At 64.1% G+C, this 24,902-nt stretch carries 25 protein-coding genes and 1 tRNA gene; 10 read left to right on the top strand and 16 right to left on the bottom strand.

Annotated elements, in window-relative coordinates; all coding sequences use genetic code 11:
• Positions 1–2 precede the first annotated feature (2 nt).
• Entirely contained in the window at positions 3–245 is a 243-nt protein-coding gene (locus EOA13_RS22640) for a sulfurtransferase TusA family protein (protein WP_023811061.1), read from the top strand.
• Between the two features lie 3 nt (positions 246–248).
• Here the strand turns inward: EOA13_RS22640 and EOA13_RS22635 are convergent, their stop codons facing one another.
• Positions 249–1,355, bottom strand: a complete 1,107-nt coding sequence (locus EOA13_RS22635; protein WP_127295952.1) for a GTP-binding protein — start codon at positions 1,353–1,355, stop codon at positions 249–251.
• Between the two features lie 3 nt (positions 1,356–1,358).
• Positions 1,359–2,522 carry a D-alanyl-D-alanine carboxypeptidase family protein gene (locus EOA13_RS22630; RefSeq protein ID WP_127295951.1) on the bottom strand — a complete coding sequence of 388 codons (1,164 nt, stop codon included), beginning with the start codon at positions 2,520–2,522 and terminating at the stop codon, positions 1,359–1,361.
• A gap of 213 nt (positions 2,523–2,735) precedes the next feature.
• On the opposite strand from EOA13_RS22630, the gene EOA13_RS22625 reads away from it, so the two are divergent.
• From EOA13_RS22625 to EOA13_RS22615, 3 genes are all read left to right on the top strand, one after another.
• Positions 2,736–3,899: a M20 aminoacylase family protein gene (locus EOA13_RS22625; RefSeq protein WP_127295950.1), complete on the top strand. Its 1,164-nt coding sequence runs from the start codon at positions 2,736–2,738 to the stop codon at positions 3,897–3,899.
• Between the two features lie 83 nt (positions 3,900–3,982).
• Positions 3,983–4,059, top strand: a tRNA-Arg gene (locus EOA13_RS22620).
• A gap of 112 nt (positions 4,060–4,171) precedes the next feature.
• A complete protein-coding gene (locus tag EOA13_RS22615; RefSeq protein WP_245490451.1) occupies positions 4,172–4,732 on the top strand; it encodes a cytochrome b in 561 nt (186 codons plus the stop codon).
• Between the two features lie 212 nt (positions 4,733–4,944).
• On the opposite strand, the gene EOA13_RS22610 is transcribed toward EOA13_RS22615, so the two are convergent.
• The 7 genes from EOA13_RS22610 to EOA13_RS22580 all read right to left on the bottom strand — a co-directional run bounded on the left by EOA13_RS22610 (position 4,945) and on the right by EOA13_RS22580 (position 12,351).
• Positions 4,945–5,298 (bottom strand): cupin domain-containing protein, encoded by a 354-nt coding sequence (locus EOA13_RS22610; RefSeq protein WP_127266678.1) that lies wholly within the window; start codon positions 5,296–5,298, stop codon positions 4,945–4,947.
• A 388-nt stretch (positions 5,299–5,686) separates the two neighbouring features.
• Positions 5,687–6,580: a sugar phosphate isomerase/epimerase gene (locus EOA13_RS22605; protein WP_127295949.1), complete on the bottom strand. Its 894-nt coding sequence runs from the start codon at positions 6,578–6,580 to the stop codon at positions 5,687–5,689.
• Between the two features lie 66 nt (positions 6,581–6,646).
• Positions 6,647–7,585: an ABC transporter substrate-binding protein gene (locus tag EOA13_RS22600; RefSeq protein WP_027038073.1), complete on the bottom strand. Its 939-nt coding sequence runs from the start codon at positions 7,583–7,585 to the stop codon at positions 6,647–6,649.
• A gap of 77 nt (positions 7,586–7,662) precedes the next feature.
• The gene (locus EOA13_RS22595) at positions 7,663–8,661 is read right to left on the bottom strand and encodes a ribose ABC transporter permease (RefSeq protein WP_127266680.1); all 999 of its coding nucleotides are present in this window, start codon (positions 8,659–8,661) and stop codon (positions 7,663–7,665) included.
• Positions 8,658–10,202, bottom strand: a complete 1,545-nt coding sequence (locus EOA13_RS22590) for a sugar ABC transporter ATP-binding protein (protein WP_127295948.1) — start codon at positions 10,200–10,202, stop codon at positions 8,658–8,660. Before EOA13_RS22590 ends, EOA13_RS22595 begins: the two co-directional genes overlap by 4 nt.
• Complete coding sequence (locus EOA13_RS22585; protein WP_127295947.1) at positions 10,199–11,578, bottom strand: carbohydrate kinase; 1,380 nt, start codon at positions 11,576–11,578, stop codon at positions 10,199–10,201. Before EOA13_RS22585 ends, EOA13_RS22590 begins: the two co-directional genes overlap by 4 nt.
• Entirely contained in the window at positions 11,575–12,351 is a 777-nt protein-coding gene (locus EOA13_RS22580; RefSeq protein WP_127266683.1) for a DeoR/GlpR family DNA-binding transcription regulator, read from the bottom strand. The genes EOA13_RS22585 and EOA13_RS22580 overlap by 4 nt, the downstream gene beginning before the upstream one ends.
• Before the next feature lie 192 nt (positions 12,352–12,543).
• Here EOA13_RS22580 and EOA13_RS22575 point away from each other — a divergent pair, with 192 nt between their 5' ends.
• From EOA13_RS22575 to EOA13_RS22565, 3 genes are read left to right on the top strand one after another with little or no spacing between them, the layout of a single operon-like run.
• Positions 12,544–13,587 (top strand): class II aldolase/adducin family protein, encoded by a 1,044-nt coding sequence (locus EOA13_RS22575; RefSeq protein ID WP_127295946.1) that lies wholly within the window; start codon positions 12,544–12,546, stop codon positions 13,585–13,587.
• 7 nt (positions 13,588–13,594) lie between these two features.
• A complete protein-coding gene (locus EOA13_RS22570) occupies positions 13,595–14,869 on the top strand; it encodes an FGGY-family carbohydrate kinase (RefSeq protein WP_164780256.1) in 1,275 nt (424 codons plus the stop codon).
• Positions 14,866–15,717, top strand: coding sequence for a TIGR01459 family HAD-type hydrolase (locus tag EOA13_RS22565; protein ID WP_127295944.1), 852 nt, complete (start codon positions 14,866–14,868; stop codon positions 15,715–15,717). Before EOA13_RS22570 ends, EOA13_RS22565 begins: the two co-directional genes overlap by 4 nt.
• On the opposite strand, the gene EOA13_RS22560 is transcribed toward EOA13_RS22565, so the two are convergent.
• Positions 15,704–16,714: a sugar-binding transcriptional regulator gene (locus tag EOA13_RS22560; protein ID WP_127269653.1), complete on the bottom strand. Its 1,011-nt coding sequence runs from the start codon at positions 16,712–16,714 to the stop codon at positions 15,704–15,706. The two genes, EOA13_RS22565 and EOA13_RS22560, sit on opposite strands and share 14 nt — an antisense overlap.
• Before the next feature lie 159 nt (positions 16,715–16,873).
• On the opposite strand from EOA13_RS22560, the gene EOA13_RS22555 reads away from it, so the two are divergent.
• A complete protein-coding gene (locus EOA13_RS22555) occupies positions 16,874–17,677 on the top strand; it encodes a hypothetical protein (protein WP_127295943.1) in 804 nt (267 codons plus the stop codon).
• Between the two features lie 16 nt (positions 17,678–17,693).
• On the opposite strand, the gene ptsP is transcribed toward EOA13_RS22555, so the two are convergent.
• The 5 genes from ptsP to EOA13_RS22530 form a co-directional block, all read right to left on the bottom strand.
• Positions 17,694–19,673, bottom strand: coding sequence for a phosphoenolpyruvate--protein phosphotransferase (ptsP, locus tag EOA13_RS22550; RefSeq protein ID WP_127295942.1), 1,980 nt, complete (start codon positions 19,671–19,673; stop codon positions 17,694–17,696).
• 57 nt (positions 19,674–19,730) lie between these two features.
• Positions 19,731–20,111, bottom strand: a complete 381-nt coding sequence (locus EOA13_RS22545; RefSeq protein WP_013529330.1) for a PTS glucitol/sorbitol transporter subunit IIA — start codon at positions 20,109–20,111, stop codon at positions 19,731–19,733.
• Between the two features lie 105 nt (positions 20,112–20,216).
• Positions 20,217–21,218, bottom strand: a complete 1,002-nt coding sequence (locus EOA13_RS22540; RefSeq protein WP_127295941.1) for a PTS glucitol/sorbitol transporter subunit IIB — start codon at positions 21,216–21,218, stop codon at positions 20,217–20,219.
• Between the two features lie 16 nt (positions 21,219–21,234).
• The gene (locus EOA13_RS22535) at positions 21,235–21,996 is read right to left on the bottom strand and encodes a PTS glucitol/sorbitol transporter subunit IIC (protein ID WP_013529328.1); all 762 of its coding nucleotides are present in this window, start codon (positions 21,994–21,996) and stop codon (positions 21,235–21,237) included.
• 88 nt (positions 21,997–22,084) lie between these two features.
• Positions 22,085–22,522, bottom strand: a complete 438-nt coding sequence (locus EOA13_RS22530) for a transcriptional regulator GutM (RefSeq protein ID WP_127269447.1) — start codon at positions 22,520–22,522, stop codon at positions 22,085–22,087.
• Positions 22,523–22,717: 195 nt separating this feature from the next.
• Here EOA13_RS22530 and EOA13_RS22525 point away from each other — a divergent pair, with 195 nt between their 5' ends.
• Together EOA13_RS22525 and EOA13_RS22520 are read left to right on the top strand one after the other, a co-directional pair.
• Positions 22,718–23,359 carry a hypothetical protein gene (locus EOA13_RS22525; RefSeq protein ID WP_127295940.1) on the top strand — a complete coding sequence of 214 codons (642 nt, stop codon included), beginning with the start codon at positions 22,718–22,720 and terminating at the stop codon, positions 23,357–23,359.
• Positions 23,360–23,452: 93 nt separating this feature from the next.
• The gene (locus EOA13_RS22520) at positions 23,453–24,127 is read left to right on the top strand and encodes an HAD family phosphatase (RefSeq protein ID WP_127295939.1); all 675 of its coding nucleotides are present in this window, start codon (positions 23,453–23,455) and stop codon (positions 24,125–24,127) included.
• On the opposite strand, the gene EOA13_RS22515 is transcribed toward EOA13_RS22520, so the two are convergent.
• The coding region (locus EOA13_RS22515; protein ID WP_127295938.1) for a DUF930 domain-containing protein at positions 24,124–24,902 on the bottom strand (779 nt) is incomplete at its 5' end. The genes EOA13_RS22520 and EOA13_RS22515 overlap by 4 nt on opposite strands.

Here is a 24,902-nt window from a genome sequence, read left to right as displayed (position 1 = left end):
CCGTGGATGATCGCGCCGCTATTTATGACCTCAAGGGGCTGAACTGCCCCTTGCCCGTGCTCAAGGCCAAGAAGCGCTTGGCCGGGATGCAACCGGGCAGCCGGCTGTGGCTCGAAACCACGGACCCGCTCGCCGTCATCGACATTCCGGCATTCTGTTCCGAGAGCGGCCACCAGTTGATTGAAACGGCGGCGGTCTCCGGCGGCCATCGCTTTCTGATCGAGCGCGGCGAACAGCAATCGTAGAGTTCAACGCCCGGCAATCGCCAGCGGGTTGTTTTCCAGCGCCGCGCGGTCGGGCGTGTCGACCGACGGCCGGTTGGTGAAGGCGGCGAACAGCCGGCGGATATAATCTTCGGGCATATCGAGCGTGATCAGCACCAGCCGCGTGCCGCGCTGGCCATCGGGCCAGGACGGCAGTTGCACCGGCGGATGCAGGATCTTCTGTACGCCATGGATCACCAGCGGCCGCGACGGGTCTTCCCTGAGCTCGATGATGCCCTTCATGCGCAGCAGATGCTCGCCATGCGTCGAACGCAGCAGGTCGAGGAACATCTCGATCGCTGAAAACGGCACCGGGCCGTCATGCACCAGCGAATAGGAGCGCACGCGCTGATCGTGACGATGGTCGTGGTCATGGCCATGCTCGTGATCCTGGCCATCATGATGATGATGATCGTGCGCGGCTTCCTCGCCAAGCCAGCGCCGCACATCGGCGGATTTGGTTGCAGGGTTGTAGAGGCCGCAGTCAAACAGCGCCGCCACGCCTGTCTCCGTGTCGCCGGCATCGAGCAGTTCGGCGCCCGGATTGATCTGCCGCAGGCGCGCCCGAAGCATTTCCAACTCATTGGGATCGGCGACCAGATCGGCTTTGCTGAGCACGATGCGATCGGCGACGGCAGCCTGCTTCACCGCCTCGACATGGGCATCGAGCGTGGCGTTGCCGTTGACGGCATCGACCAGAGTGATGACGCCGTCGAGCCGGAAGGCCTGGATCAGCGCCGGATGCGCCATGATCGACTGCAGCACCGGCGCCGGGTCGGCAAGGCCGGTGGTTTCGACGATGACGCGGGCCAGACGGGCGATGCGGCCGGTCTGCAGCCGGTCGACCAGGTCGGCCAGCGTGTCGACCAGTTCACCGCGCACCGTGCAGCACAGGCAGCCGTCCGACAGCTGGATAATGCCGTCGGAAGACTGCTCGACCAGCAAATGGTCGATCGCCACCTCGCCGAACTCGTTGATGATCACCGCCGTATCGGCCAGCGCCGGATCCTTGAGCAGCCGGTTGAGCAGCGTCGTCTTGCCGGCGCCGAGGAAACCGGTCAGCACCGAGACTGGGATCGGGAAGCCGCTCATTGGCTAGTTCGCAACCTTGACCGGCTGGTCGCCCTGCGCGGCGGAGCCGGCAATCTTCGGGCCGGTGCCGGCCGGTGCCGGCCTGTCGGGCCGCCAGCTCGGGGTCGGCACATCGGCATATTCCTGGGCGCCCTGGTCGAGGATGGCCTTCGGCGCCGGACCGGTGGCGCCGCCAAGGCCGACGGCAACCAGCGTCGGCACATGGTCGAGCTTTTCCTGATATGGCGATTTCGGCACGTTCTTGGCGACGACCGGCGGTGCCTCGGACTGTTCCGCAGGCGCCTTCTTCTTGCAGACCTCGTCCTTCATGTCGTTGGGCGAGACGGTGTCGCCATAGGGCGCCAGCGTGGTGACGGTGGCCGAACCGGCGGCCGGCGTGTCAAAACCCTGGTCGAGCAATCTCGCGGCGGTCTCGGCGCGGGTGACCGCCGATTTCTCGCCAAGCACAACCGCGACCAGCGTGCGCCCATTGCGCGTCGCCGAACCGATCATGTTGAAGCCCGAAGGGCAGACAAAGCCGGTCTTCATGCCATCGGCGCCGGGATAGCGGCCGATCAGCAGATTGTAGTTGGGAATAGCCTTCTTGCCGACGGCAAGGCCCTCGATCGAGAACCACGGCGCGTATTGCGGAAATTCGCGGCGGATCGCCATCACCAGCACGGCGAGGTCGCGCGCCGTCGTGTACTGGTCAGGCGAAAAAAGCCCATTCGGATTGACGAAATGCGTGCCGTTCATGCCGAGCCGGGTCGCCTCGGCGTTCATCCGGTCGGCAAAGGCCGCCTGCGAACCGCCGACATTTTCGCCCACCGCCATGGCGATGTCGTTGGCCGATTTGACCAGCATCATCTTCAGCGCGTTGTCGAGCCGCATCACCGAGCCCGGCTTGAAGCCCATCTTGCTTGGCGGCTCCCCGGCGGAATGCTTAGTCACCTTGATCGGCGAATCAAGCTGCACCTCGCCGGCGGCGATCGCCCGAAAGGTGACATAAGCGGTCATCAGCTTGCTCAGTGATGCCGGATACCAGCGCTTGAACGCATCCTGATGTTGCAGGATCTTGCCGCTGCCGAGGTCGAACACAACCACCGGATTGGCCAGCGCCGGCCCGGCCACGACCGACAGCGCGATTGTGCCAGCCGAGAATAGTTTGAGGAAATGCCTGTGCCGCATGATCAAATCCGAAATCGCCTCTTGCCGTAGTCGCCCCTGGCTCCGTAAGATTTCGTTACGCGATCGCCAGCATATGGTCCGACCCTCAAAAACCGGACCCATTGTTGCGGTGCTATTTACTCTATGTGACGCCAAGATGGCAAAGTGCCTGGCGATCACAATTGCAAGGCAGCGGCCAACACCCGCCTGTCCCAACAGCGAGATGGAACCATCATGCCAATCCTGAACCGTGCCGCCGAAATGCAGGACGAAGTTGCCGGCTGGCGCCAGCATCTGCATCAGACGCCAGAACTGAACTTCGACGTCTTCAAGACCGCCGCCTTCGTCACCGAGAAGCTGAAAGCCTTCGGTTGCGACGATGTGGTCACCGGCCTCGGCAAGACCGGCGTGGTCGGCATCATCCGCGGCCGCCAGGGCGAAGGCCCGACCATCGGCCTGCGCGCCGACATGGACGCGCTGCCGCTCAACGAGATATCAGGCAAGCCCTACGCCTCGACCATCCCCGGCAAGATGCACGCCTGCGGCCATGACGGCCACACGGCGATGCTGCTTGGTGCCGCCAAATACCTCGCCGAGACGCGCAACTTCACCGGTTCCGTGGCGGTGATCTTCCAGCCGGCCGAAGAGGGCGGCGGCGGCGGCAACGAGATGGTCAAGGACGGCATGATGGAGCGTTTCGACATCTCCAAAGTGTTCGGCATGCACAACATGCCTGGCCTGCCTGTCGGGCAGTTCGCCATCCGCCCGGGCCCGATCATGGCGGCGACCGCCGAGTTCACCATTACCGTTAGGGGAAAGGGCGGCCATGCGGCGATGCCGCACGGCACGATCGACCCGATCGTCATCACCAGCCAGCTGGTCGGCGCCTTGCAGACCATCGCCTCGCGCAGCACCGACCCGGTCGAGGCCGTGGTGGTGTCGGTGACCAAGTTCCACGCCGGTGACGCCTACAACATCATCCCGGAAACCGCAGAAATCGCCGGCACCGTGCGCACCTTGCGCAAGGAAATCGCCAAGAAGTCGGAAGAGCGCATCCGCACCATCTGCGACGGCCTGGCGACCGCTTTCGGCGCCAAGATCGAGGTCGACTACCAGGCAAACTACCCCGTGACCTTCAACCACGCGGAAGAGACAGTGTTTGCCAGCGATGTCGCGATCGGTGTCGCCGGCGATGCCCATGTCCACCGCGGCATCCAGCCGGTGATGGGCGGTGAGGATTTCTCCTATATGCTGGAAGCCCGCCCCGGCGCCTTCATCTTCATCGGCAATGGCGACACCGCCGGTCTCCACAACCCGGCCTACGACTTCAACGACGAGGTCATCCCGCACGGCATGAGCTACTGGGTGAAACTGGCGGAAACCGCGCTGGCCGCCTGACGGCGGCAGCGCAAAGCCGGCCGAATTGCCTTCGGCCGGCCTCTTGGCGAAACGATCCGAAGCGGCTATGTGTCTGGCCGCGTGGTCCCGTAGCTCAGTAGGATAGAGCGGCAGATTCCTAATCTGTAGGTCACAGGTTCGATTCCTGTCGGGATCACCACGCTTTTCAAAGACTTGGTGAGGCGCCATACTTCTTCGCGAAATTGGCCCGCTGGAGCGGATGAAACCATCACGCCCTCCTTCTTGCATTTGACAACAGTCGAGCTTCGGATGTGAAGGAGAACCCTCGCCTGCGCTGGCATTTCGGCATTCGTCTGTTGCATTGGCTGACCGTGATTGCGCTCGCGGCGCAAATCGCCGTTGCCTTTGGGCCGATGGACGGGCCGGGTATGGCGACGATGAACTGGCTTCCGCTTCACATGTCGATCGGCGTGACAATCCTTGCCATCATCATCCTCAGACTTTGCTGGCGCATCTTTACCCGCGCCCCTGTCAGGCAAGCCTCACGGCCCATGCGGTTTGCGACGGCTTTCTTCCATATGTTTCTCTACGTTGCGATTCTCGCCGTCCTGATAACGGGATGGCTGGGCTACCGGCCAATGCCTTTCATGCCTCCCGCGCGGCTTTTCGGAAACTTGCCTGTGCCGTTGGCGCCGTCCGTCAGCGCGCTTTCGGCAAGGGGATTCGCAGTCATCCATGCAAAGCTGGTCTGGGTATTGCTTGGACTTGCCGGTGTTCACATCCTGGCTGCCCTGGTGCATTTCGTGCTGCTGCGCGATGGCGTCATGCGAAGCATGTTCTTCAACCGGTCGAACACCGCATCGCGGGAATAGAAAATGCCGCTTGCAGATGAGGACGGCTGCTCATGCCATCGCCACAAACCTCCCGCCACGATAACCGCATAGCCCGCGGCCTGGCTATTGCGACAGAGCAACGAACACGCCAGGTTCAGGCGTGCCGCGCCTGCTCCGGGATGCGGCAGTGATACGGTCCTGCCGTGACAGCAACCGCACCGTTTTTCCGCACGCGGGGTCGCCGATCCGCCTCAGCCAACCCTGACGACAAAATGCTTCGTCACCGGCTCGATAATCTTCCAGGTTCCCTTGAAATCCGCTTCCACCACGAAGGCATCGCCGGGGCCGACCTCGACCGGCGTGCCGCCGTCCGGCGTGATGATGATGCGGCCGGCGATCATGTGCACGAACTCGTAGTCGGTATAGGTCGCGTGATAGGTGCCGGGCGTCGCGCGCCAGGTGCCCGACAACACCTTGCCGTCCTCGGTCGTGTGCTGGACGGCGGTTTGCATGGTCGGCTTGCCCTCGACGACGATCCAGCCAGCCAGATCGCCGGCGTCCGCGTGTTCGACGGTGCCGAATTTGAGGATTGTCTCGCGTGTCATGTGCTGGGCTCCGTTTGGTGGATTGCGTGGCGTTGTTTGCCTGGCCGGTCAGATAACCGATGCACCTGCCGCGAGCAATGCCGGCGCCATACGGCTGGCACGCCAACGAACTCGGGTTAACAGGTTCCCTCGGAGCCTTTCGCCGATACGTTGGCTTACGGAGCATCAAACGAAAAACCCGCCTGTGCGGCGGCTCGCTGGCGCAAATCAGCACCATGGGCAAAAATGTACCATAGCTGAGGTCACCGGGTCAAGAAAAAATTCCTATCTCGGGAAAAATGGCGGGACAAAAGCTGCCAAAACTGGCTACCACGGGGCCTTTTGTTAATCCGGGTTCGGAACCCCGCCATGCGGCGCACGCCGCGTCCTTCGGCTCTCGACGGGCGGGTCAGGGTTTGTGCCGTGCCGAGACGAGTTCCGCCTTGCGCCTTGCCGTCTCCAGCCCGAGCCCGATGAAGGCGCGCGCGTGCTTGGCCAGCGCCATGTTGTCCGTCCAGAGATTGCGCCAGATCGCGGTCTTCTTCGACAGGTTCTCATCGACGATTTCCGACGAGAAGGATTCGAAGCTGAGGTCGTCGCTGTAGCCGATGGCCGTCAGCGCATCGAAGATCGCGGCGAAATCGATATTGCCGGTGCCGAGGAAACCGCGATGGCTCTCGCCGATATGGACATAGCCGATCTTGTCCGCGGCTTGACGGATGGCCAGCCCGACATCGGCCTCCTCGATGTTCATGTGGAAGGTGTCGAGATGCAGGAAGATGTTGTCCGAGCCGGTGTCCTCGATGAAGGCCAGCCCTTGCGCGGCGGTGTTGAGCAGGTTGCTTTCGAAGCGGTTGACGATCTCGAGGTTGAGCGTGACGCCGGCCGCCTTGGCTGTCTCGGCAACCTTGGCCAGCGTGCCGGCGCTGCGCTGCCATTGATCGCGCGTCGGCGCCTCGACCTGCAATCCATGGCTGGTCGAGAGAATGCCGGCGACCTTCCGGCCGCCGAGATCGCGCGTCAGCGCGATGGTGTCGTTGAGGATTTCGACGCCGCGCGCGGCAATCGCCTTGTCGGCGCTCGAAATGTCGCCATCAACAGGCAATCCGATGCTGATCGCCACGCCGAGGCCGAGATCGGCGATGCGCCTGGCGAGCCCGCCGATGTCGACATTGGCGGGGTCGAGATAGGAGAATTCGATGAGGTCGAAGCCGGCCTCCCTGGTGTTGGTCAGCGTGCGCTCGAGATCTGCCTGAGCCGAGCTCGCCGACCAGACGAAAGAATGGATTCCAATACGCGACATCATCGTCTCCGGTGCTGACAAGAGGTGCGGCCGGGTCATCCCGGCCGCACCGGCCTTGGGAAGGATTTAGCGGGCTGCGGTCCAGCCCTTGTAGTCCTTCAGGTTCTCGGCCGTGATGAGCTTCGGGTCGAGCAGGACGGTCGGCTCCGCCGGCTTCTTGCCGGCCAGCAGTTCGGCCGCCATCGTCAGCGACTGGCCGGCCATCACATAGGGATCCTGCGAGGCCGAGGCCTTGATCATCGAGGTGCCGGAGGAGAGTTCCTTCTCGATATCGGGCGCGCCGTCGACGGCGGTGAAGATGAACTCCGAGCGGTTGAGCTGCTTGGCGGCAAGCTGGGCGCCGATCGCCGTCGGATCGTTGATGGCAAACACCGCATCGATCTTGTCGAAGCGGGTGAGCAGCGACTGGAACACCTTCAGGCCGCCGTCGCGCGAGCCTTCGGCATTCTGGTCGTCGGAGAGGATCTTGATGTCGGGATGCTGCGCCAGCACGTTCTTGCAGCCCTTCACCCGCTCCAGGATCGACGACGATGCCGGTCCGTTGAGGATGACATAGTCGCCCTTGCCGCCGGTGTGGTCGACCAGGTACTGGCAGGCCTCTTCGCCGGCCTTGACGTTGTTGGTCATCACGGTCACGTCGGCGCCCGGCGCCGAAACGTCGAAGGCGGCAACGACGATACCCGCGGCTTGCGCCTTCTTCACCGCCGGCGCGATCGCCTTGGCGTCGACGGCATTGAGCATGATCACGTCGACACCGGCGGCGATGAACGAATCGACCTGCGAGACCTGCTTGTTGAGGTCATAGTCGGCCGATACCGAGGTCACCTCGACCTTTGGGTTGATCTTCTTGGCCGCGTCCTCGATGCCCTTGATGGTAGCGACGAAGAAGGGATTGCCGAGCAGGCCGACCGAGATACCGACCTTGTTGAGGTCCTTGGCCGAAGCAGGCGCGATGGCGAGCGACGCGAGTGCGACGCCGCAGAGCAGTTTGGCGATGGTCTTCATTGCTTTCCTCCGATTGCCCCGCGCCTCTCACGGTGCGTTACATGAAACCGGTCGTTGACGCCGGCGACTAAGGTCAATCACGTTCTTGCTCCTGCCTGGAGCCTGTAGCGGTCGAGGGCGACCGCCACGATGATGACCAATCCCTTGATGATGTACTGCCAGATGTCGGAGACACCGGCCAAGATAAGCCCATTGGAGAGCACCGCGATGATCAGGCCGCCGATCAGCGTGCCCCAGATCGAGCCGACACCACCGACGAAGCTGGTGCCGCCGAGGATGACCGCGGCAATGGCGTCGAGTTCGTAGGACTGGCCCAACTGCAAGCCGTTGGCGGCGTAGAGCCGGGCCGCCGACATGGCGCCGCCAAGGCCGGCCAGCAGGCCGGAAACGCCATAGACGAAGAGCAGCACCAGCGGCACCTTGATGCCGGTCAGCCGCGCCGCTTCGGCATTGCCGCCGACGGCATAGATCCAGGTGCCGAGCACGGTGCGCTTGAGCACCAGCCAGGACAGCACCACCACCGACAGCGCGATGATGACCAGCCAGGGAATGCCGAACAGCGAACCGTTGCCGATAAAATCGAACGGCAGGTCCGAGTTGAACACCGTTGTGTCCTGGCCAAGCAGGCGGGCGACGCCGCGCACCGCGGTCAGCGAACCCAGCGTGACGATGAAGGGCGGCAGCTTGATGTAGGCGATGAGCAGCCCGTTGATGAGGCCGAAGCCGAGCCCGACCAGAATGGCCGCCGGCACGCCGAGCAAACCCCAATCCGGCACCAGCGACACCATCACCGCCACCATCGCCGATGCGGCGAGGATGGCGCCGACGGACAGGTCGATGCCCCCGGTCAGGATGACGAAGGTCATGCCGGCCGCCAGCACGATGTTGATCGACGACTGCTGGGTGACAATCAACAGGTTGGTCTCGGTCAGGAAGCGCGGGTTCAGGAACTGGAAGCCGGCCGCCAGCAGGATCAGCACCGGCAGCATGCCAAGGGCAGCGAAAGCCGTGCGCAACCGTCGGCTGGTGCCGGTGGCCTGGCCGCCTGCGCTGATCTCGGTCGCCTTGTCGGTCATTGCTGAGCCGCTCCCGTTGCAAGTTCCATGATTTTTTCCTGGCTTAGCGGTTCGCCTTGCGATGCCGTCACCTCGCCCGATATCGTGCCGTCGCGCATCACCAGCACGCGGTCGGCGACGCCGATCACCTCGGGCAGTTCGCTGGAGATCATCAGGATGGCGATGCCCTGTTTGGCGAGATTGTCGATCAGCCGGTAGATTTCCGATTTCGCCCCGACATCGACGCCGCGGGTCGGCTCGTCGAGGATGACGACCTTCGGCTCGGTTTCGAGCAGGCGGGCGAGCAGCACCTTCTGCTGGTTGCCGCCCGACAGCGAGCCGGCATTGGCCTGCACCGAACTGGTGCGGATGGAGAGACCGGCAACGGCCTTGGAAGCGCGCCTTTCCGCGGCCGCGAAGTCGCGCAAGCCGCCGGCGCGCGAATCCCGCGCCAGCACGCCCATGCTGATGTTGTCGGAAATCGACATGTCGAGGAACAGGCCGAGTTCCTTGCGGTCCTCGGTCAGATAGGCGATGCCGGCATCGAGCGCCTCGCGCGGCGAGCCGATGGTTACAGGTTTGCCGTCGAGTTCCAGCGTGCCTGACACGCGCCTGTCGGCGCCGAAGATCAGCCGCGCAAGCTCGGTACGGCCGGAACCGACCAGACCCGCCAGCGCCAGCACCTCGCCCTTGTGCAGGTCGAACGAACAGTCTTTCAGGAGACGGCCGTCGGACATGCCACGCACCGAGAGCGCCACCGCGCGCTTTTCGTCCGGCGGCCGATGATCCTTCTTGTAGAAAGCTGTGAGATCGCGGCCGACCATCATCGAGACGAGGCGCGAGGCGCTGAGGTCGGCACGTTCGAGCGTACCGACATAACCGCTGTCGCGCAGCACGCTGACGCGATCGGCAAGCTGGTAGACCTCTTCCATGCGGTGACTGATGTAGATGATGGCGATGCCTTGCGATTTCAGCGTCGCGATGACCTCGAACAGCCGGTCGGTCTCGCGCGAGGTCAGCGACGTCGTCGGCTCGTCCATGACGATGATGCGCGCATTGGTCGACAGCGCGCGGGCGATCTCGACCAATTGTCGCTCGCCGAGCGACAGGCTGGAGACCATGTCGCGGCCCGAAAAGGAGACGCCCAGACGCGCGATGATCTCCCTGGCGCGCCGGGTGCACTGGTCACGATCGACGATGCCGAAGCGTCGCGGCTCGTTGCCGAGGAAGATGTTCTGCGCCACCGTCAGATTGGGCGCCAGCGACAGCTCCTGATAGATCACCGCGACGCCGCTAGCGCGGGCCTTGATCGGATCACCGGTCGCGGCGGGTATGCCGTCGATCAGTATCTCGCCGCCGGCATCCGGCCGATAGGCGCCTGAAAGCACCTTCATCAGCGTCGACTTGCCGGCACCGTTTTCGCCCATCAAGGCGTGCAACTCGCCGGCATGGACGCTGAGCGAGACATCGTGCAAGGCACGGATCGCGCCGAACGTCTTGGAGATGTGGCGCATCTCCAGCACCGGCTGGCGCGCCGTCTCGGCCCTGGCAATCGCACTCACCGCGCGCCTCCCGCTGCCGCACCAGCGACGCTCCGGTCCATGGTGGCGTCACGCCAATTGCCGCGATATCCTGCCAACCCGGTGAAACGCGAAGCGCGCACCGGCTCCGGAACTTCGGCGGCGAATTCGCGCCCAACACTCTCGAAGGCGAGCGCCGCTGCACCGGTGGCACTGCCCTCCAGCGTGGCGCCCTGCAGGAAAGCCTGGTCGGGACGCAATTGCGCCAGCAGTCCGGCGAGCAGACCGCCCGTATTCAGCCCGCCATCGACGATCACCGTGTTGTTCGAATGGATGAGGTCGAGGCAGAGATCGACCATCAGCGCGACGTAGAGCAGCGCCGTGGCCGCGCGTTCCTCGGCATCGGGCGTGCGCCCCGCCAACCGGCCGGAATGGCCGGACATCGGCCCGCCCGGCGCGAAGGTCGGCAGCGCCATGATGCCGGCATCGATCACCCGCTGCACCACCGGGCCGGCGATCTCGCCTTGCCAGCCGGCACTGATGGTTGCGAATTCGCGCCCGCCCATGAAGCGGATGGTGGGCACCGGACCGCCGCCGACATCGACATTGACCAGCATGTCGCGGTCCCGGTCGAGTGCGTCGAGCGGGCAGTCCGGATTGAGCACGACGACCCAGGTGCCGGTAGAAACGACGGTGACCGGGCCAAGCTCCTGCCGGCGATAGGCATGCAGCGCTGCATTCGAGTCATGGACGCCGTTGTGGATGGCGATCGGCTTCGCTGCACCGCCGAGGCGGTGCTCGCCGATAACAGTGCCGGTGCGCTCGAAGGCAGGCATCCGGTCACGCCAGCCCTGCGCGTCGACCAGCGAGGAAAAGTCTTGGCTGCGCGGCGCCCACAGATGCGAATGGCAGCCGAGATAGGACACTTCCGAGACCGCCCGCCCGCCAAGGCGCCAGCTCCAGTATTGCGGATAGCCCAGGATCGATTTCGACGCAGCGAACGCGTCCGGATCGACCTCCTGCAGCCACAGCATATGGCGGCCGTAATTGAAGCCGAGCGGCAGCCGCGGCGAGAACGTCTCGGAAAAGTCAGGAATGCGGCGGTCGATCCGCGCGGCAATCTCGGCCGGCGGCTCTTGCTCGTAATCGAGGATCGGATGCGTCAGCGCCGCCTCGTCGACCAAGGCAAAGGTGCAGCCATGGCCCGACACCATGACCCCTTCCACTCCATGACCATCGACCGCATCGGCAACGGCGCTGAGCGCCCAATGGTGGAGCGCTGCCTCGTCGAGCACGCTGAAGCCGCCTTGGCGCACCCATTTCGGCTGTGTCCGGCGCTCGTCGATAATCCGCCCGTCCTGGCCGAAGACGAACAGCTTCGAATTGGTCTTGCCGAAATCGAGGACAGCCACCTTCACTGGATGGCTCCCGAGGCTATCCGCACCATGACGCCGGCGTCTTCCAGCATGCGCGCATCGGCGTCGGAAAGACCGTCGTCGGTGACCAGCGTGCCGATGCGGGAAAGCGGCAGCGCGACATTGCGCGCGTGGATCGACAGTTTGCGGCTGTCGGCCAGCACCACGATCTGGTCGGCGCAGAGGCTGAGATCGACGATCGAGCGTACCAGCAGCGGGTGCGATTCCATCACGCCTTCCTGGCCAAGGCCTTGCGCGCCGAGAAAGAATTTGGAGGCGTAGAAGGGCACGGCCTGGGTGAGCGAATGGATGATGCCGGGTTCGCGATGCAGATCACCGCCGGCAACCGTCAGGCTGCAATGGCCGTGGTCGCTGAGATAGGCCGCCAGCGGCATCGAGTTGGTGTAGAGGCGGATGTTGCGCTCGGCGAGCTTGACCCCGAGATGGAAGCAGGTCGAGCCGCCATGCACGATGACGGCGTCGCCGTCACGCACCATGGTCGCCGCCAGAGCCGCGATCTGCCGCTTGGCCTCGACCGCAAGGTCGCGGTTCTCGTCATAGGGCCGGGCGTAGGCGACACCGGCCTGGGAAGCGCCGTCGAGCGCCGAGATGCCGCCATAGACCTTCCGCGCTTCGCCGGCTTCGTCGATCCTGTCGATATCGCGCCTGACCGTCGCGGCCGAAACGCCAAGCCGTTCCTGCAGCTCGCGCACCGAAGCGAACGGACGATCCCGCAGCAGTTCGACGATCTGACGCTGGCGGCCGGAGTCGCTCAATTCTTTCCTCCCGGATGCCATTTCCATGGCAGTTGGCGCAACTTACTCAACATTAGCCGGATTGCAAGCGGGTTTTGATGATACTAGATCACTATTGACGTAGATCACTCGTATCTGCGATATCAGCGCCAATTCGACCCCGGCAACGGGATTTCGCGCAGGACACGGCCGAGCCGTTGGAGGAAAAACGCCATGGCGACCCAAGCTGACGCGCAGGAACTGGCGGCCTTACGGGCGCTTTCGGCCAGCATCGGGCAGAGCCCGCATCTGACCCAGGCGGCAGGCGGCAACACCTCGCTGAAAGCCGGCGACACGCTGTGGATCAAGGCCTCCGGCACCTGGCTGAAGGACGCGCTGGTCGATGACATCATGGTGCCGGTGGCGATGGCGCCGTTGCTGAGAGCCGTCGAACAGCGCGATCGCGCCGCCGACCAGCCGCAAGGTTTCACCATTGCAGCGCTCAACCCGCGCGGCCTGCGGCCGTCGATCGAGACCACGGTGCACGCCCTGATGCCGCAGCGCGTGGTTCTTCACGTCCATTGCGTCGACACCATCTCGCTTGCCGTGCAGGCCGATGGCGAGGCCGAGGTCGCCAGGCGGCTCGATGGCATCGAATGGGCCTATGTGCCTTATTTCCGGCCGGGCCTGCCGCTTGCACGCGGCATTGCCGAAAAACTGCGGCCTGGCGTCGACGTGCTGATCCTTGGCAATCACGGGCTGGTCGTCGCCGCCGAAACCGTCGCCGGGGCGGAGCTTCTGCTGCGCCGTATCAGGTCATTGCTGGCCCGGCCGGCGCGCGCGACCGCCGCACCCGACCTCGATGCCTTGGCCGCGCTTGCCGGCGGCAGCTTCTACAGATTGCCGGCCGATGTCGAAGCGCATGCGGTTGCGCTCGACCCTGAGAGCCGCCGCATGGCGCAGGCCGGCAGCCTCTATCCGGACCACGTCATCTTCCTCGGCCAGGGCTCCGTCGTGGCGAGACCTGGGGAGACCGTGGCCGACGTTATCGCACGGCTGGACACGGCGCCGGCGGCGATCCTGTTTCCCGGCGCCGGCGTGCTGATGCGCGGCGACGCCAGTGCCGGCGCCGATGCCATGCAACGCTGCCTCGCCGACGTGACGGCGCGCATCGACATCGCAGCGCGGCTGAACTATCTCACCGCTTCCGAGAATGACGAACTGGTCAACTGGGATGCCGAGCAATATCGCCAGAAGCTCAACGCGGCTGGCGGCTAGCATGGACATGATGCCACTTGTCATCGGCATCGACATCGGCACATCGGGTGCGCGCGCCGTCGCCATGCGCCCTGATTTTTCCATAGCCGGGCATTCGGCCGTTCCGCTCGACAGGTTTGGCCGCGATGGTCGAGCCCCCACGGCGTGGTGGCAAGCGGTCAAGGCGGTGCTGACGGAACTGCTTTCCGGCATCGACCGCACGGCGGTCCGCGCCATCGCCGTCGACGGCACCTCCGGCACGCTGCTGCCGGTCGACGCCGCCGGGCGGCCATTGGCCGAACCGCTGATGTACAACGACAAGGTCGATGACGACGACATGCTGGCTGCGATCGCCCGCACCGCACCGGCTGCGAGTGCAGCGCACGGAGCGACATCCGGCCTCGCCAAGGCCCTGCGCTTCCAGCATCTGCCGGGCATTGCGGCGGTGCTGCATCAGGCCGACTGGATTGCCGGAAACTTCTCCGGCCGCTTCGACGTCAGCGACGAGAACAATGCCCTGAAGACAGGCTATGATGTCGAGGCCCGCCGCTGGCCGGAATGGATCGCGGCGACCGGAATGCGCGTGGAGTTGCTGCCGCGCGTGCTCGAACCGGGCGAAGTCACCGGCGCCCTCACCGCGGAAGCCGGGGAACTGTTCGGCTTGCCGCGCGATGTGGCCGTCGTCGCCGGAACCACGGATGGCTGCGCCTCGTTCCTGGCGACCGGTGCTGCCGCGATCGGCGACGGCGTCACCGCGCTGGGATCCTCGCTGACCATCAAGATCCTGTCCGACCGGCCGATTTCGGCGCCGCGCTTCGGCATCTACAGCCACCGGCTCGGCAACGCCTGGCTGGCAGGCGGTGCGTCGAATTCCGGCGGCAAGGTGCTGGCCCAGCATTTTCCGCTCGCCCGCATCATCGAACTCAGCGCAAAAATCGACCCGGAGACCGACACCGGCCTCGATTACTATCCGCTTCCCGCCACGGGCGAACGATTTCCCATCGCCGATCCGGCACTGCCGCCTCGCCTTGCGCCCCGGCCGGCGGACGACGCCGATTATCTGAAAGCGATGTTCGAAGGTATCGCCGCGGTCGAAGCGCTTGGCTATGACAGGCTTGCCGAACTCGGCGCGCCAGCGCTGATATCGGTCAGGAGCGTCGGAGGCGGGGCGGCGAACCCAGCCTGGACGGCAATCCGGCGGCGCAGGCTCGGGGTCGATTTCCTGCCCGCGCTTTCCGACGAGGCCGCCGCCGGCACGGCGCGGCTGGCGCTGATGGGTGCAAGCCGGGCAGGACTCCTATGAGCGCGAAAACGATCGAACGTCTCGACGGCATCGGGCCGCTGGCGGAGCGCTATAATGTGTTCCTGCTCGACCAGTTCGGCGTGCTGCATGACGGCACACGGCCCTATCCGGACGCGGTGGCAGCGCTGTCGGCGCTGAAGCGCGCCGGCAAGACCGTGGTGCTGGTTTCGAACTCCGGCAGGCGGGCACGACCCAATGAAAGCCGGCTCATAAAACTCGGCTTCGAAGCGGGAAGCTGGGATCATTTCGTTTCTTCCGGCGAGGTGGCGTGGCGATCCTTCAGGGAGATGGTGACGTCGGGAAAGCTGCGCCCAGGGACAAAATGCCTGCTGATCAGCCGTGAAGCTGACCGCTCCGCGATCGAGGGCCTGCCTTTTGTGCTGACCGGGTCCGGCGATGAGGCCGAACTGGTGCTGATCGCGGCCAGCGAGGGTGACCGCTTTGACCTCGACCATTATCGCAGGCTGTTCGCGCCGGCGGCAGCGCGGCGGGTGCCGTGTTTCTGCACCAATCCCGACATCATCATGCTGACGGCCGTTGGCCCTCGCTTCGGCGCCGGCCGTCTGGCCGATCTCTATGAAAGCCTGGGCGGCAGCGTTACCCGAATCGGCAAGCCCGACAAGGCGATTTTCGACGCCGCGCTGGCGCTGGCCGGCGAGCCGGACCGTGGCACCGTGGTCTGTGTCGGCGACAGCGTCGAACACGATATATCGGGCGGAAACAGCACCGGCATCGCCACCGCGCTGGTGCTGAGCGGAATACTGGCGGACACACCGGATCTCGCCGCTGTTTTCGACGAACAGCAGGCCTGGCCGGACTACATCACGGACAGCTTCAGCTTCCGCTGACCGCTTCCAGCATGCGCCGCGCGCTCTCCTCGTCGGTGATCAGGATGGTTGGGGCGATGAGGGTCATGGCGCCGAGCAGCGCTTCGGTTTTCTCCTCGCCACCGGAAGTGAGGATGCGGATCGGCGCCTTGCGCAGACGGTCGACATCCACCGACATCACGTGGCTGTTGACGGGATGGTCGACCAGATCGCCGTTGCGGTCGAAGAAATGGAACAGGAGGTCACCAACGGCGCCACGCGCAAGCAGGGCCTCCCGATCCGCCTCCTTGAGAAAGCCGCCACGAGAGAAGGTGGTGGCGGAGGCGATCCCGCCGACGCTCAGCAGAACGGCATCGAGCACGTCGGCCATTTCGAAAATCTCCTGCAGGCCGCAGCGCTCGATCAGTGCGATCTTGGTCTCGACGCTGTCGACGACGGCTGGTGTCGGCATCAGATAGCCGTCGCCCTGGAATATCTGAGCGAAGCGCCAGGCGAACTCGGCTGGGTTGACCCGGCGCACGACGCCGACACCGCCAAGCAGCGAAATCACCTTGAAGTCGGTGAGCGACTTGGCGCTGATGAAGGGCAGGCTCGAGAACAGCGTCTGCCCCCACCCGACGCCGACCCGCATCCCGGACTTCATCGTGTCCGACAGGAAACTGCCGGTCTTGGCGCTGATCGCTGGTATCGGATCGGCATTGGGTGCCGAAAGCGGCGCCACCAGCGCCTGCTGCAGCCCGAACGTCTTCTCCAGCGCGCGCTCAAGCCGCACGATTTCCGACAATTCGCTCTCGATGGTGATCTTCACTTCGTTGCGCGCCCGGGCATCCGCCAGCATGCGCACGATGGTGACGCGACCGACGCCGAGCACGTCGGCGATCTCGTTCTGCGTCATCTGTTCGACGAAATACATCCAGGCGGCGCGAATCCTGAGGCGATCCGTCCGGCTTTCGCTGGCGACCTGCTCGGTAGCCTCGCCTCGACCGTCTTCGCTTTCGCCCTGTCGTCGTCTGCCCAAGTCTGTCTCTCCCCCTGCGGCGACGGACGAGCGCGCTGCCGCCGATTCTGCATGCTGGTCTAGTATCGCCTATTGATCTACCAATCGATAGGAACAATGTAGAGAGTGGCGGCTGCCCCGGTTGGCGGCTATCCGCAGCAAATTTCAAGGCGATCCGCGATGCTCCGACAAATCTCCGAGGATGTCCGCGTCAATCTGAAGGACCGGCTGCGGGAAGTCCGCGAAATCATCCGCCAGAGCCGCCATGACGGCAGCGGCGATGCCAGCATCCTGCGCGAAGCAACCAGCTATCTGCCGCCGTTTCCAGGCAAGGGCATCGAAGGCCTGCTCAGCCATGCCGCGAGTGCCGTCGACGAAGCGCTGTCGATCGCTGAAGCTTTCGTCCCGCATGAGCGCCCGATCAAGGTGGACGGCACGACGGTGAAGGGCCTCGGCACCTATTTCCCGGTCGGCAACGAGGATCGCCAACTGGACGCCGAGCGCCTGTTTCGGCGCGATATGTATTATCTGACCAAGGCGGTGCTTGCCGGCCTGAATATCGACAATGCCCGCATCCACGAAGCCGATTTCGCGGCCGTCCATGCCACGATGCGCAAGCGGCATGGCGATCTGCTGGCCGCGTTGGCCGCGCCAGGTGCCGGACTGCAGGCAATCGCGGCCGCCTGTTCGGCACTGCTGGTCGAGTGTCTCAGCCAGCGTCCCGTTCGCTTTGCCGAAACAGTGTCCGAAACGCCGGCGGTGGTGGGCAGCAGCGCGCCTGACATAAGCTGCCTGGCACCGCTCGCTTTGGCCTGCGGCCTGGCGACCGCCGGCAGCGATGGCGCGCCGGACCCGGATATGCTGGAGATCGCGATCCTGGCGGCGGATATCCGTCACGATCGCATCGTTCAGGCCTGCGCCAAGGCAAACCCGGTCGCTGAATTGACACCTGTCTTCGCCACCTTGCTTGCCCATTTGCCGTAAACTGTCGAAACTTCGGCTAGCCGTCCGCCGCCATTGCCATAATCGCCTTCTTGGCGCGCTGGATCGAGGCCGGGCTCATCGAGAGCTCGGTCAGCCCCATCTCCACGAAGGTCGCAATGAGATCGGGACGACCGGCCGCCTCCCCGCACATGCCGACCATGATGCCGGCGGCGACGCCGGCTCTTGCCGTCATTTCGATCGCCGACATGACGGCCGGATTGGTGACGTCGTTAAGCTTCGCCACCGTCGGATTGAGCCGGTCGGCGGCCATGATGTACTGGGTAAGATCATTGGTGCCGATCGAGAAGAAGGCGACCTCCTTGGCCAAAGCTGGGGCGATCAGCACGGCGGCCGGGGTCTCGATCATCACACCGAGATCGAACGCCGCATGCGCCATGCCTTCGGCTTTCAGTTCGGCGGCACATTCCTCGACCAGGACCCGCGTCTGCCTGACCTCGCCGATGTCGGACACCATCGGCAGCATCACCTTGATGTTGCCGTGCACGGCCGCCCGCAATAGCGCCCGCAACTGGCGCTTGAAGATATCGGGCCGGTCGAGGCACATGCGGATGCCGCGCCAGCCGAGGAAGGGGTTTTCCTCGTCGGGAAATTCGATGCCGGCGATCGGCTTGTCACCGCCGATGTCGAGCGTGCGCACAATGACCGGATAAGGCGCAAAAGCCTTGGCCAGCGCCGCATAGGTCTCAGCCTGCATGTCTTCCGAGGGCAGATGCATATGGCGCATGAACAGAAGCTCGGTGCGGAACAGGCCGATGCCCATGGCACCAGCCTCTAGTGCTGCCTCAATTTCCTCAAGTGAGCCGATATTGGCCGCGACCTCGATGATCCTGCCGTCGGCGAGCTTCGGCGTCACCGTCTTGAAGATGGTCAAGCCGGCGCGCTCCTTTGCCGCCGCTTCGACGCGGCCGGCGAAATCGGCACGGGTCGCCTCGTCGGGGTCGATGATCACATGGCCGGCATTGCCGTCGAGCGCGACGTCTCGCGCGGTGCGCAAGGCATTGACCTGGCCGCCGAGGCCGAGCACTGCCGGAATGCCGTGCGAGCGCGCGATGATGGCGATGTGCGAGGTGGCGCCGCCATGGCCGCACACCACGCCGCCGATACGCTTCAGCGGCGCGCGTGCCAGATCCCAGGCGCCGATGTCATCGGCAATCAGGATAGCCCCTTCGGGTATGTTTTCGAGGCTGACATCGTCTTGGCCCAGCAACACCAGGCAGATCTGCCGCCCGACCGCATGAACGTCATCCGCCCGCGCGTTGAGATAGTGATCGTCGACCGCGCTGAATTCGGCGGCAATGGTGGAGGCGGCGGTGATGACGGCGGAGACCGCGTCATTGCCGCCCTTGATCAGGCCCTCGGCCTCATCAGTCAGGCTGTCGTCGGCGGCGATATCCCTGAGCGCGGCAACGATGCCGCGGTCTCCAGCCGACAGGCTGTCCTGCGCCAACGCATGGTCCATGCGGGCCTGGACCGCGCCGACAGCCGCGCGGAACCTGTCGATCTCGCCTTCTATCTCCTCGGCCTGCAACATGCGGCCCTGTCCGGCGATATCGGGTGGGAAATGCGCAAAGGCCGGGCCGATGGCGAAACCTTCGCTCGCGGCCACGCCACGCAGGCGGTTTGCCCCGCCAGATGCCGCCGGCACGGATCCGGGCGCGGGTGCCGCTTCCTGCCCGGCATCGTTCGCCGGGCTCTGCGCTTCCGCTTCATCATCGAGGCCGGCCCGCGGATTCTCGAGATAGCCGATCAGCGCCTCGAGCGCCTCGATGGCATCGGCGCCATTCGCCCGCACCGTGACTTCCTGGTTCTCCTTGACCGCCAGCAGCATCAGCTTGACCGAACTCTTGGCGCTGACGGCCTTGCCGTCCTTGACCAGTTCGACGTCGGATTCGAAGCCCTTGGCGAGCTTCACGAACCGCGTCGCGGGACGGGCGTGCAAACCTTCATGCACTCTGACGATGGTCGAGCGTTCCATGGCAATACTCTGGTTTTGGGCGCCGCTCCCAACATTAGGCCGCGGCGCGAAATGCTGTCAGGCGGCGATGGTGATGATCGCGCCGGTCTTCAGGGCGGCCACCAGCGCTTGCGGGTCGACTTGCGACGCACAGATCTCGCCCGGCCTCTCGGCCTCGGTAGCGCCGTTGAACGAAATGACGACATGACCCATTTCCAGCACCTTGCTCCACGCGCTGGAGCCGACCGCCGTTATAACAGCGGCAACCGGGCCGAGGGTGATCGAAGCGCCCTTGGCGGGCGCTCCGTCACTTGGTCCCTGCTCCGCCTTGTGGAGCACCGAAACCTCGGCAAGCTCCGGCGGCGAGCCATCCGCAAACAGGATGACCACGCCCCCTTCGGCAAGGTCCGCCACTTCGGGGCCGATGGCAGTGACCCGTGTTCTCAGCAGAACCGTCATATGGCGAACCTCATTTCTCAACTTTCCCTAGAGCGGTGAACCGCTCTATCTCTTTGTTTTGACGTAATCTCCGAGGGAAGCATTATGCGCTTTCCCGGAGTTGCCTTAGAACACGATCAGGCTGACGACCCAGGCGATCAGCACCGAGACCGGGCCCATGATCTGGCGGCTGATGAGCACCGCCGGAACGCCGATTTCGATCGTCTTCGGCTTGGCCTCACCGAGCGCCAGGCCGACGGGGACGAAGTCGCAGCCCACCTGGGTATTGTAGGCAAACAGCGCCGGCAGTGCCATTGCCGGCGAAATCGTGCCGTTGGCAATCTGCGGGCCGATGATGGCAACGCCGATGACCTGCGCGATGACAGCGCCTGGCCCGAGGATGGGCGACAGGAACGGCAGGCCGCAGATCGCCGAGATGATCAGCAGGCCGACGATGTTGTTGGCCAGCGGACCCATCGGCTGCGCCAGCACATCGCCGATGCCGGTATACAGGATCAGACCGATGAGCATGGTCACGAAGGCCATGAACGGCAGCACGTTGCGGATGACCTGGTCGATGGTGCGGCGGCCGGCATTGAAGAAGATGCCGACGATACGTCCCATGACGCGGCCGATCGTGCTGATGAGGCCGATCAGCCCACCCTCGCTCGGCAGCGGCTGTGGTGCCGCGGCCGCATTGTTGCTTGAACTCATCGCTGCTGCTCCCCCTGCAGTCGTGATCGTCTCGGATCCGTCCGCCATTGTGATGTTGGCCGGCTTCACGCCTGAAACGTAGATGTCCTCGGTGATGAACTGGGCCAGCGGCCCCGATTGACCGACCGGCGTCAGATTGACGGTCGGAATACGCTTGCGCGGATAGACGCCGCATCGTGCGGTGCCGCCGCAGTCGACGACGACAACCGCCATCTCGCTTTCGATCGGCGGCGCTCTGAAGCCGTCGACGGCTTCGCCACCGGTCATGTCGGCGATGAGCTGCGCCACCGGGTGAATGCCACCACCGGTGACGGAAACCACCTTGCTGCGCTGTTCGGTCGGCTCGATGACGAGCGGGCCACCCCAGCCGGTTTTGCCTTGGGTGATCCTTACGGCTTTGTATGTCTTGGCCATGATGTCCTCCCCGCCCTTACAGCTCGACGCCCTGGCGGCGTGCCATGATGGCGGTGATGCGTTCGGTCAGCATGCCCTTGAGCAGGATGACGACGAGGCCGACGATGGCGTACCAGATCGCCACCTTGACGTGGTAACCGGCAACGACGACGCCCTTCTTTTCCAGCTCCAGCAGCGCGACGAGAATGCCGCCCCAGACGAAATACTCGCCGGGATTGATGTGCGGGAACAGGCCGAGCGGCGGGTGCACATAGGACACGGCCGCGTCATAGAAGGCCGGCTTGTGCTTTTCTTCCAGGAACGATCCGAACGTATAGGCCATCGGATTGGTGAGGAAGAACACCGCCAGCAGCGGCAACAGGGTGTAGCGCGTCAGCGCGATCCGGCCGGCGCCGCGGGCCAGGCCATGCACGCGCTCTTCACCGACCAGTTCGGTGACGGCGTAGAAGGCCGTCATCAGCACCACCAGCGTCGGAATGATGCCGGTGACGAAGCCGGCGAAGACCTCGCCGCCCTTCTGGAAGATGCCGATGAAGTACTTGCCGATGGCGGTCAGCCAGCCGAGCTGCTCTTCCTGCTGGACGTCCTTCAGCTTTTCCTTGAACTGATCGACGGTGATCGGTCCGCTGTCCGCTTGTGCGAGGACAACGAGATGGTCGGAGGCATGCTCGACGGCGAGCTTGCCATGCAATGCGGCATCCGAGACCATGGCACCTGCAACATGCAGATTGTGCACGGCCATGTCGGCATGCTGCGCCAACAACGAAAATACAGACATTTCTCCTCCTTATGCCACCCGCCGGTTGATCCCAGTCGGTGCGCGGCGTCCTCTATCCCTTTGATCTAGAGCCCGAAATCCTCCGGCCCTAAGCCCTTGCTACGTTCAAACCGGACAGGCCCGGCTTCTTCCCCGGCTCCGACCGTGTCTTGTCGATCTGCTCGATCGCCCGTTTCACGGCCTCGGCCACACCGGGTTCCCCCTCCCCCATGATTGCAGGGTTGGACCGGAGTTTATCGAGGGGAACACCCTCGAACTCTTCATGTCTTTTGAACTTGGTGAAGACGGAACGGCCGCTCATCACCATCAGGCGGCGCACGACCAGATCGGGTGTCACCACGACGAGCGCGATGGTGCCCTTGGCCAACCGACCGCGAAAATTGCCGGCTCCGACGAAGCCGTCCTTGTACTGGTCGGTGACGCCCCTGAAGACATCCGAATAGTGCCGCATCTGCAGCCAGACGCCGAGCGACTGCAGCGCCCACACAATAACCAGCAGAAGCAGTCCCCACTGCCAAATCGCCATTCGGTTCTCCTCCCGAAGCCTCAGTTGAACCGCACCTTGGACCGGCGCGTGACAACAGCAAAGTGAGAACATTTGTTTCCGAGAATGTCAATATGTATGATATTGGCCTCGGCTGCGGTCATCCACAGGGACGCTGACCGATTTCGGCCGTGGTGCCATTGTGCTAGGCTGACCGGGAAACAGGATACGAGGAACATGGATCTGCCCTTCAGGGACGAACTGGCCTTGATGCCGGATCTTCGCCATCGGCTGCGGCAGCTGCGCTGGTTCCGCGCCACCTTTCGCGGCAGCGCCAAGGTGGTCTCGGACACGTTCGGCGTGCGCTTCGAGATCGACGAGGCCAAGCTCACCAGGGCCTTTCTCGACTGGGTCGAGATCATGGAAGCGCAGAAGCGCTTCGCCGCGATCGACCGCGCCGACTTCATCGTCTTTGCCGCCGGCCTCGTGCTGCGCGAGCTGATAAAACAGGCGCCGGCCAAGGAAATCTCCGGCCTCACGCAGCTGATCGAGACGGAAACGAACGCCGGCACGCTGGAAATCGTCCGCTTCTGGCCGGAGGGTTTCCTCTACACCAACTACTGCGTCTCGGTGATTTCGGCGATCCACGAACAGGAATTTGGCACGGCACCCGGCATCGACAAATGCGCCGACGATTTGCGCACATGGTGGTCCTATCGCGAGAATGTGACCGAGATGCCGGCCTATGCGGTGGCTTTCCTCGACCGCTTTCTCGGCGCCGAACCGAACTGGATCACCCCGGATCGCGCGCAGTCCCGGCAAGCCATGCAACGGGCGCTCGGGGCTTCCCGTGCGAGCGATGCGTTGCGCCAGCTTTGAGATCGCTCTTCGCGCCCTCAAAACGCACACGCTATTGAACATTTGACTTTTTGCCGATAGCGATGTGCGCAAACTGACTCGAGAGGGAAACGCGTGGCGCGACCAAGGCCTATTATTTTCGATTGCGACGGCGTTCTTGTCGACAGCGAGCCTCTGGCCGCCCGCGCCTATGAGCGCGTCTACGAAAAGCACGGCATGCCCGGCGTCAACACGAGCATCATCGCCCAATGCATCGGCATGAAGCAGTCCGATATCATCGCCAGGATCAGGGATTTGACCGGGCACCAGTTTCCGGCGGCGGCGGACGGCGATATCTGGGCCGAGACCAAGGTGCTGTTCTCGCAGGAATTGAAGCCGACACCGGGAATCACTGCGTTTCTGGAGACGCTTGCGGGCGACCGCTGTGTCGCCTCGTCCTCCTCCGTCGAGCGCATAAACCATAGCCTTGCCGTGACCGGGCTGGCGCGTTTCTTCGGCGATGCGATCTACAGCTCATCAATGGTCAAGAATGGCAAGCCGGCGCCGGACATCTTCCTGTTTGCGGCGGACAAGATCGGCGCCAATCCCGTCGACTGCATCGTCATCGAGGACTCGCCCTTCGGCATTCAGGGCGCGGTCGCCGCCGGCATGACCGCGATCGGCTACACCGGTGGCGGCCATACCTATGCCGAGCACGCCGCGCGGCTGACGGCTGCCGGTGCCGATTTCGTCTGCGCTGACTGGAAAGAAGTTAGCCGGCAATTGGCTAGGTTTGGTGTGCCCGCCTAGTTTAGACGATACTTTGTGAATCCACGGCTGGCCCATTCGCCAGGCGGCACCAATGAGCCCACACGGAAGTTGAAGGACAGGACCCTCGTCGCATCGGCGTCGACTTCGCATCGGAAATTTAGATTGTACCAGGCGTTTCTGGTGCTGAAGGCGGCCTGCGGAGGATTGAGAACATTGCCTTTGTCCAGCGTGATGGTTGGCACCCATTTGACCGTATAGTCGGCAGTTTGCAGTTCCCGGCTCAGAACGTTGCCGCAAAGGGTGGCCACGCGCTGACCGCGCGGCACATTCTCCATGGAGCTTGTAGCGAACGCATTGCCGGTTGCCCCTTGCGAGTAAAGCTTTCTGACGCCTGGAAGGCCGGAATAGATCGGTGATCCTGCAACGTCGTTGTTGGTGGGATTTGATCTTCCAGCATTCCCGATCGGCGCTTTGAAAGCTCTTGCGGGCTTGAACGTCATTGTCTTGGCAGGTTTGGGTTTTGGCTTTGCCTTTTCGATCGAGGCTGGAGGCGCCGGCTTGTCACCGGTCTCAGCCGCCAATGGCGTTGGCGTCACGACGGCTTGCTTTTCGTCGGGTTGCGGTGCGGGTTCTTGTTTGTCCGGCTGCTGCTTGTCGGTGTCCTCGGTCGCCGCCTTTTCCTCGCTTTGCGCGGGCTTTTCGTCCGGCGCAACGGCGGCCGGCTTCTCGTCAGGCTTGCTGGGCTCCGCCTTCTGCTGTGGCGTTGCAGCCGGGGCGGGCTGGGGCGGCGCGGGGGTCGGGGGTACAGGCGGGT

It is taken from the genome of Mesorhizobium sp. M7A.F.Ca.US.011.01.1.1 (assembly GCF_003998295.1).
Classification (GTDB): Bacteria; Pseudomonadota; Alphaproteobacteria; order Rhizobiales; family Rhizobiaceae; genus Mesorhizobium.
The sequence above is the reverse complement of the archived record's forward strand: the minus strand, read 5'-3'. Positions and strand labels throughout refer to the sequence as shown.